11 protein-coding genes are annotated in these 7551 nt (G+C 67.0%); 10 read left to right on the top strand and 1 reads right to left on the bottom strand.

Annotation, left to right across the window (positions count from 1 at the left end):
- Positions 1-937: 937 nt before the first annotated feature.
- Positions 938-1312, bottom strand: a complete 375-nt coding sequence (locus ACIBHX_RS47105) for a hypothetical protein (RefSeq protein WP_397074906.1) — start codon at positions 1310-1312, stop codon at positions 938-940.
- 257 nt (positions 1313-1569) lie between these two features.
- On the opposite strand from ACIBHX_RS47105, the gene ACIBHX_RS47100 reads away from it, so the two are divergent.
- From ACIBHX_RS47100 to ACIBHX_RS47055, 10 genes are all read left to right on the top strand, one after another.
- Entirely contained in the window at positions 1570-1968 is a 399-nt protein-coding gene (locus tag ACIBHX_RS47100; protein ID WP_397074904.1) for a DUF6573 family protein, read from the top strand.
- Between the two features lie 44 nt (positions 1969-2012).
- Positions 2013-2234, top strand: a complete 222-nt coding sequence (locus ACIBHX_RS47095) for a hypothetical protein (RefSeq protein WP_397074902.1) — start codon at positions 2013-2015, stop codon at positions 2232-2234.
- A 149-nt stretch (positions 2235-2383) separates the two neighbouring features.
- Complete coding sequence (locus tag ACIBHX_RS47090) at positions 2384-3040, top strand: ArdC-like ssDNA-binding domain-containing protein (RefSeq protein WP_397074900.1); 657 nt, start codon at positions 2384-2386, stop codon at positions 3038-3040.
- Between the two features lie 86 nt (positions 3041-3126).
- A complete protein-coding gene (locus tag ACIBHX_RS47085) occupies positions 3127-3501 on the top strand; it encodes a hypothetical protein (RefSeq protein WP_397074898.1) in 375 nt (124 codons plus the stop codon).
- A 29-nt stretch (positions 3502-3530) separates the two neighbouring features.
- Positions 3531-4127 carry a hypothetical protein gene (locus ACIBHX_RS47080; RefSeq protein WP_397074896.1) on the top strand — a complete coding sequence of 199 codons (597 nt, stop codon included), beginning with the start codon at positions 3531-3533 and terminating at the stop codon, positions 4125-4127.
- A 47-nt stretch (positions 4128-4174) separates the two neighbouring features.
- A complete protein-coding gene (locus ACIBHX_RS47075) occupies positions 4175-4630 on the top strand; it encodes a hypothetical protein (protein ID WP_397074894.1) in 456 nt (151 codons plus the stop codon).
- A gap of 151 nt (positions 4631-4781) precedes the next feature.
- Positions 4782-5270 (top strand): hypothetical protein, encoded by a 489-nt coding sequence (locus ACIBHX_RS47070; RefSeq protein ID WP_397074893.1) that lies wholly within the window; start codon positions 4782-4784, stop codon positions 5268-5270.
- Positions 5271-5377: 107 nt separating this feature from the next.
- Positions 5378-5830 (top strand): hypothetical protein, encoded by a 453-nt coding sequence (locus ACIBHX_RS47065; RefSeq protein WP_397074891.1) that lies wholly within the window; start codon positions 5378-5380, stop codon positions 5828-5830.
- Positions 5831-6238: 408 nt separating this feature from the next.
- On the top strand, positions 6239-6466 hold the full coding sequence (locus ACIBHX_RS47060) for a hypothetical protein (protein WP_397074889.1): 228 nt from the start codon (positions 6239-6241) through the stop codon (positions 6464-6466).
- A gap of 156 nt (positions 6467-6622) precedes the next feature.
- Positions 6623-7504 (top strand): hypothetical protein, encoded by an 882-nt coding sequence (locus ACIBHX_RS47055; RefSeq protein ID WP_397074887.1) that lies wholly within the window; start codon positions 6623-6625, stop codon positions 7502-7504.
- Positions 7505-7551 lie beyond the last annotated feature (47 nt).

Genomic DNA, 7551 nt, shown 5'->3' with positions numbered 1-7551 from the left:
CACCCCCAACCCCCCCCCCCCCCCCCGGCGCCAACCCCCCTGTTTGGGGTCCCCCCCCCGCCCAACCACCCACCGGGAAGGAAGCGGAAGCGATCTCTTTCTTCTTTTCTCTGGTCGAGAGAGAGGAGGAGGGGGCCCTCAGTGACTTCGGGCCGGGCCCCTTCCCCCTCTCTCACACTCTCTCCCCCATCCCCGGGCCCTGGGCCGTACGGGGTTGCTGGCCGCACACAGCGTGACCGCCGTACCTGATCCAGGCGGCGCGCCGTAGGCAGCTGGCCGCCGCCGGCCACGGAGCCGAAGGCGGGGCGGTGTTGGTGGTTGCCCATCGCTCGGGTGATTCCCGCCCTTCGGGGGCTTCCGGCACGTTCGGGTCGGGCGCCGGCGCGGGGATGTTCCCGGGGTTTTCGCGAAGGGCTGTCGGCCCAACGGGCCGAGGCCGGGGGCGCTGCCCCCTGCACCCCCGCTCCTCGCCGGAGAGGCAGGCTCCGGGATGGCCGCAGGCTTCGGGCCGTGTCAAGCTGCTCCGCCGTACGGGGTGCCGTCCGGGCTTGGAGTGGTCATCCCGTCGCCTGCCCCAAGGGGTAGTGCGGTGGGGGTGGGCATCAAGCCTCGCCCTTCGGGCGACCGCAAGCGGCAAGGGCTTGACACCCACCCCCACCGCACTAATCGAGGATCAGGCGACGGGATGACCACTCCAAGGCCCGAACTCTGTGGAAAGGGGGGCGGAGCCCCCATCCACCACGATCAACGGGCTACAATCGGGAAACTCCTTCAGGGAGTTTTCAACCTGCTGGGACCGGCGAGGCTTGCCATCAAGAACCCGTTGGGGTTCCGCCTCACCGGTCCCATTGCTGTGTACGGGGCGACGGCCTAGATCTCAAGATCGAAGAACGTGGACGGGCGGCCGCCCCGGGAGACTCCGGGGCGGCCGCTGACCTCAGTTGTCGAACTGAAGTCTTGGTTCCACGACGGCCGCCAGGCTCGAGAGCCGTCCCAGGGTGTAGGCCAGAGCGTCCACCTGGTACGGGAGCGGCCCCGTCTCGCTCGCGACTGTGATGAGTTCGAAGCCGGTAAGCCACTCCAAGAGCAGCCTGTCCAGCATCGACGCGGTGGGGGCGTCCAGGGGAAGATCCCTGATCGCTATCCGTGCCCGCTCGATCGCGACGACGGCGACCACGGCGTCGAATTCGTCGACATCGACGGGCGGAAGGGCGATCGGAATCGGCAGCCACGAAAGCAGCTTGCCGATCAGGACGTAACCCCCCAGCAGAATCTCACCCAGCTCCTCGAGCGGGTCGTGGTTGTTGTCCACGTGTTCGTTCTCCTCTCTTGAGTTTTCAACCTGCCTGTCGGTTCGGGGTTGCCACCCCCTTGCCGACATCTCCATTATGCCATTAATCCTTGCGATCTATCAAGAGTTTTTGGATGTTAGAACGACCAATACTCCCAGCTCAGGGCCGCTTTTTAGGTAGACGATCAACCTAAGATCAGGTATTCTGTTGCATAGAAAGAGGGCGGGCCGGACACCCGCCCCCGGACCACCCGCGAAGATCGAAAGGACACAGCCACATGTCGCGATTCAGCTCCGGCCCCCGCTCTCGCGCAGACCTGGTTGCTTCCGGCGAGCTCATCGAGGCCCCCGCGAGCCTGGTTGCCGAAGCCGGTATCCGGTACCCCGTCGCCCTCACCCGTGCGGCCTGGGAAGACGCAGTGGCCTGGACGGACGCCGACAACGACCGCAAAGGCACCATCCAGGATGAGACGGGCCGCCTTTGGGATGTGCTGTGGATGTCCCGCATCCCGTTGACGTGGACCAACCCCTACGACCGCGACGGCGTCACGGTCGCCCTGTATCGCACCCCGCGCCCTGGTCGCGCCCGCAAGCCTCGCCGCGTGAGCCTGCATGCCGTCATCGGCTGGGATTACGGGCGGCCTGTCGTCACCGTCGGTCTCCCCGGCGAACTCTGACCCCCACGAATCCGGCCGCCATCCCCCACGCCGAGGAGATCGACATGTCAGAATCCCGTCACCACCGTGCCGAAAGCCTGCTAGGCCGCCTGGTCGGTATCACTGTCCTGTCCTTCCTTGTCTGGTGGGGCCTGAGCAGTACCACCACGTTGTCGGAGGCTGCTTGCTACTGGCTGTCCGGCTCGGTCGCAGGTGCGTTCATCGGCCCTGTGATCACTACCGCCCGCCGCAAGCTGGCCGCGCTGATCGCCCCCGGGAACCCGTGAGGTCCCGCCGCTAAAGAGCAAAACCCCTGGTCGCAGCAGCAATGTAGGTTTACATACAATCCAAAATCGGGTATTCTGTTGAACAGAAAGGGGGGCGGGCCGGACACCCGCCTCCGCACCACCCGCGAAGATCGAAAGGACACGGCCACATGCCGCGTTACACCCCCGCCAGCCTGACCGCCGTAGGCGAGAGCGCCGCCCAGGAGATGACCCCCGAACTGCTGGCCAGCCTGGCTCGAGCGATGCGAAGCCTCGACGATCGGCACTCGCTGCGAAACCGGTTCCTGATGTGGGCCCAGAACCACGACGTGCGCCAGGTCGGCACGTTCAAGTTTTGGCGCGAGCGCGGCCGGCGCGTTCGGCGGGGGGAGCAGGGGCTGGCCATCCTCGCTCCGATCACCCGCACCAAGGACGACCAGGACGTGAGCAGAGAGGCCGGCCAGCCGACGCACGGTGCGGATGTTGCCACCTCGGAGGCCGCCCGCCGGCTGCGCGCCTGCAAGGTCATGTACGTGTGGGACGTCTCCCAGACGGAGCCGATCGAGGCCTGCACGGAGTGCGGAGCGGCGGCGGGAGAGGAGTGCTGCTCCTGCACCAGCAACCAGGACGAGGGCGGCCCCGTCTCGGCCGGGCTGTCGCCCGAGGAACTGGCCGAACTGGTGAACGACTTCATGCCCGCCCCCGCCCCCGCCCCCGCCCCCGCCGAGGCCGGGCACGCGGGCCCGCGCCGAGCCGCCGGACAGGACGAGGCCGATGAGGCCGACGAGGCCGAAGATGCCGAGCTGATCGCCGAGCTCCTGGCATGAGTCCACGCCCGGGCCCCGCCCCCACGGGCGGAGCCCGGGCAACCCTGCCAGCCCTCGACCGGCATCAAACCCCCGAAGGATGACCCATGCAGCAGCCCGACGCCTTGATCTCGACCCAGGACGGTCACGCCATCGCCCGGTGCAAGGCCTGCGGCCGTACCGGCCGCCTTGAGTTCACCATCACCACCACGACGCGGGCATATCTCGGCAGGCCCAGCAGCACGCAAACCGTCGAGCTCAACGGGCGCACCGCCTACATCAGCGCCCAACAGCCTCTTGACCGGCTGCTGTACCGCGAGGCCGCCCACGACTGCCCGCCCCGCCAGCTCACCGTCAACCGGGTGCGCGGGCTCTACGTGGCCGACAAGCCATGTAGCCCCCGCTGTATGGGAGCCGCCGGCCCGAACTGTGAGTGCTCCTGCAGCGGCAAGAACCACGGCGGCAGCTACTCCGCCTGGTAGGCACGGCCCGCCCGAGAACGGAATCCGCGATGTACGACCGCACCAAGCTTGATGCCGCCAGCCGATACGCCGAAAGGATCGCGCAGCACCTCGGGCAGGGATACACCGTCGAAGACTTCACGCACGGCACATATCGGATTCAGCGAGGTCACGAAGACCTCTTCGTGCAGTTCGGCGGATGGCGCAATGACCACCGCATCCGCATCACGGGCAGTTACCCCGACGGCTACCAAAAAGTGCTGTGGTCGCTGCCACAGGTGACGATCACATGCGCGATCAGCCGGGGACCCCGCGCCGTGGCCGACGACATCCGCCGCCGCCTGCTGCCGGACTACCGTCAGCGCCTGGACCAGGCCCTACAGGCCATCGCCGACCACGTGGCCGACCTCGACCGCCAGCGCCAGACAGTGGAGATGGTGGCGAACGCACTCCCCGCCGATGCCCGCTCCTACCCGTCGGGTGATGACTGGACGGTCACCACGTCCTACACCCGCGACGGCGTGAACGCACATTTCCGCATCACCAACAGCCGGTTGAGCGTGATCGAGATCAAGGTACATACGCCCGAGCACGCCCGCCGTATCGCGGAACTCATCACCCAACTTGCCACGCCCGCGCAGCCCTGACCCCAGGCGCGCCGAGCACGCGAGCACCTCTGAGAAAGGACCTCACCATGCGCGAACTGACCTATGTCTCCGTTGGAAGCTGGTGTTCCTCCACCATCACCCACTACGACGCCAAGGGACGTATTGACGGCGTCGCCATCCGCGCCCACCGGCCCGACCCGTCCGAGCCGCATGCCAGCATCTACCACGCGATTCACGGCCTGGTCGTCGACGACGAGGCGACCGCGCGAGCCGTGGCGGCCGAGTGCGGCATCTTGGCAATCTGGGTAGACCCGCGCGGCACGGAAGTAGACGTAGAGATCACCCCGCGATGGGTCGTGCGCGTGACCCTCACCCGCGCCGATCCCCGCCCCTGCAAGTTCCGCACCACCATCGCCATACACCTGCGTTACCAGGTCGTGCGCCGCGCCATCGCCACGCTGCCCACCCACAACGACATCCGACGGGCGGTAGCGGCCGCAACCGGGTTCGACACCTCTCCCGCGCCGATCCGTCCCGCGTAGCTGACCCCGCAAAGCCTTAAAGCCCCTGGTCACAGCAATCACACGGTTTACATCCGTCCCAAAATCGGGTATTCTGTTGGACAGAAAGAGAGGGCGGGCCGGACACCCGCCCCTCAACCCGCCACCCGCGAAGATCGGAAAGGCCCGGCACATGTCGCCGTTTCAGCCGTATCGAGTCGAAGCTTCCACCACGACAGGTCCCCGCGAAGTCCTCATCAGCGAGGAGGCCCAGAATGCGGCTGACACCGCAATATGGGCCCTCATCCTGGATCGGGAAGGGGTCGAGGGCATGAAGCGGCTCATGATCCGCAATCTGACCGAGTTGTCACGCCTGGTTGGTGGACTCGGATCGCGTCATCGCGCCGCTGACCTCGCCAAGCGAGTCAGCCGCTGGAATCTCGACACAGGGACGCACAAGCGCTTCGCCAACATCCGTCCATGTCGCAGCATCATGGACATTCCCCAAGCGGGCTCTTGCGAATGGTGTGGCCGTCAAGCAGGCCCCGGCCACTACGCCCACGCCTGTTACACCCAGGCGCGTGATCACCTTCTGGCCGCCTCTCGCAGGAGCGGCGAACGCATGAGTCAGGAAGCAGTGGAGATGCTCTACCGCCTCCGCGAGGCGGCTTCTATCACCTGACCGAACCAGCTCATCGCCCTGGTCGCCAGCGACCACGAGGGCGACACAAAGAGGGGGCGGGCCGGACACCCGCCCCCAACCACCCGCGAAGATCAAAAGAGGAAGCCGTGAAAGACGACATCAACCGCCGCCGCGTCGAAGACGCCATCGAGAACCTGGGGCAGTACGCCCGCTCTCGCGGCTTCGACAGCCACACCAGCGACGAGGTAGACCGACGCTCCGGCCTGCTAAAGATCGCGATCGAGATGATTCGCGACACAGCACACGCCCTGGCCGCGCTCGGTATCGACCCCACCGACGCGCTGGTCACCGCCTATGAGGCGTATACCCAAGACGAAACGGTGCAGCTGGAGCGGCATCTCCGTAACCATCAGGGCGGAGACAGCACCACAACCCGCGTCATGCTGACCTTCCTCGCCGACGACCTCGAGATCTGGGCCGAGGCCGCCGAGGCGGCGAACCGCCTGAGCGACCCCGTGCTGAAGGAGCGCGCCAACAGGGCCGCCCGAAGCGTCGTGAAGAGCTCCAGTCGACTGGCTGATCATCTCGCCACACGATGAACCGGAGGTGAGAAGACCGCGCAGGCTGGGAACGCCGTCAGCTCCAACGTCCCACAGTGGATCGGGCGCGTGGTGGCCGAAGCCATCTGCCGCTGATCGGGAGGGAACTTCGAGCGTGAGACCTCGGGTCAGCCTCTGCTGGGCGCCGAGGTCTCACCGAGGCCCTAGACACAATGCGGCGGCCGATGAACCGTCGTATGGCCGAGCCAGACGACGGTCGGACACACCGGCCGCCAAGATGACCCACCCGCGAAGGTAGGGGCACGCGGTCAGGGTAACAGCTATCAACAGCCCCGAAGAAAATCCCAGCTCAAAGTCGTATTTCGTGGCCCAATCAACAGAATCGGGTATTTTGTTGAATAGAACAAGGTGGAACGAACAACCAGACCCCGCGCCGAGGAGGCCGAGATGACCGCCACGATCGAGACCAACGCCACCACCTCCCGCTACATCGAGGGCGAGTACTTCGTCGTGGTCGACGTCTTCACGACCTCCAAGCCGTTCAAGTGGCTGCGGGAAGAGGTCCTGTGGCACGGCCAGGGCGTCACCTACGCCGAGGCGCAGCAGAAGGCCGACGAATACCGCGCCCACGAGACCCCGAGCCGTCGCGTCTGCATGTACCAGGCGCGCACCTGACCGCGCCCTGCCCCCGCCGGCGCGGCGCGCAGGCGGGGTGCCGGGGCAAACGAGCCCCGGCACCCCGTATTGACGCGGCACTGCCCCGCGGTACGGCGGCCTCGAAACCCCTCTCGGCCCGGACAGCCGAACCACCCGCGAAATCTGGAGCACACGATGCACCAACTACCGCTCGACCTGCCTGAGCTGTTCCCCGCGTCGCCGTGGTGTCAGCGACGGAGCCCCGGCAGGCGCCACTCCTGGCGCCACCGCAACGAAGGAGGGTTCGACCCGCGTCACTACGGCGTGAGCGGCATCCCAGAGCTCGAGGCCAGAAGGTTCATCGAAGAGCGCCACTACTCGGGCACCTATCCCGCCGCGCGCCTGCGCTATGGGCTGTTCGACCTGCAGCGCCAGGCCCCGGAGCTGGTCGGTGCCGCAGTGTTGTCCATCCCCGCCAGCAAGAGCGTCCTGACCAACGTCTTTCCCCAGCTCGAACCCTACGACGAATCCCTCGAGCTTGGCCGGTTCGTCCTCGACGATGCGGTCCCAGGCAACGGAGAGACATGGTTTCTGGCGGAGGTCCTGCGGTTGGCCGGCGCCGTCGGCGTGCGCGGCCTGGTGAGCTTCGCGGACCCTCTGCCGCGAACCACGCTGGACGGCCGCATCATCTTCCCGGGCCACCGCGGTGCCATCTACCAGGCGGCCAGCGCCGAGTATCTCGGCCGCGGGACGCCCCGCACTCTGACTCTCCTCCCGAACGGGATGGTCCTGCACCCGCGGGCCATGTCAAAGATCCGGAACCAGGAGCAAGGCCGGGCATACGCCGAGCGTCTTCTGGTCGCCCACGGCGCGAGTCTCATGAACAGCGGGGATGATCCCCGCCGGTGGCTGGAGGAGGCGTTGACGGCGGCCAACACTCGCCGCCTGTGGCACCCGGGAAATCACCGGTACGCGTTGCGTGCTGGCACCCGCGCCCAGCGTCGGCGAGTGCGCATCCCGATCGTGCGTCAGCCCTACCCCAAGGACGTGGCCATCCGTACCCGAGGCAAGAGATGACGCCGCCTTCCCCGCCATCCGGAGGCTTCGGAACCCCCTGGCTACCC

It is taken from the genome of Nonomuraea sp. NPDC050536 (assembly GCF_044457685.1).
GTDB lineage: Bacteria > Actinomycetota > Actinomycetes > Streptosporangiales > Streptosporangiaceae > Nonomuraea.
This window is presented reverse-complemented; position numbering and strand designations above follow the sequence as displayed.

Bases quoted from the DNA above. Each gene is read 5' to 3' on its own strand.
- ACIBHX_RS47100 (WP_397074904.1), top strand. From the start codon at position 1,570: ATGTCGCGATTCAGCTCCGGCCCCCGCTCTCGCGCAGACCTGGTTGCT.
- ACIBHX_RS47095 (WP_397074902.1), top strand. From the start codon at position 2,013: ATGTCAGAATCCCGTCACCACCGTGCCGAAAGCCTGCTAGGCCGCCTG.
- ACIBHX_RS47090 (WP_397074900.1), top strand. From the start codon at position 2,384: ATGCCGCGTTACACCCCCGCCAGCCTGACCGCCGTAGGCGAGAGCGCC.
- ACIBHX_RS47085 (WP_397074898.1), top strand. From the start codon at position 3,127: ATGCAGCAGCCCGACGCCTTGATCTCGACCCAGGACGGTCACGCCATC.
- ACIBHX_RS47080 (WP_397074896.1), top strand. From the start codon at position 3,531: ATGTACGACCGCACCAAGCTTGATGCCGCCAGCCGATACGCCGAAAGG.
- ACIBHX_RS47075 (WP_397074894.1), top strand. From the start codon at position 4,175: ATGCGCGAACTGACCTATGTCTCCGTTGGAAGCTGGTGTTCCTCCACC.
- ACIBHX_RS47070 (WP_397074893.1), top strand. From the start codon at position 4,782: ATGTCGCCGTTTCAGCCGTATCGAGTCGAAGCTTCCACCACGACAGGT.
- ACIBHX_RS47060 (WP_397074889.1), top strand. From the start codon at position 6,239: ATGACCGCCACGATCGAGACCAACGCCACCACCTCCCGCTACATCGAG.
- ACIBHX_RS47055 (WP_397074887.1), top strand. From the start codon at position 6,623: ATGCACCAACTACCGCTCGACCTGCCTGAGCTGTTCCCCGCGTCGCCG.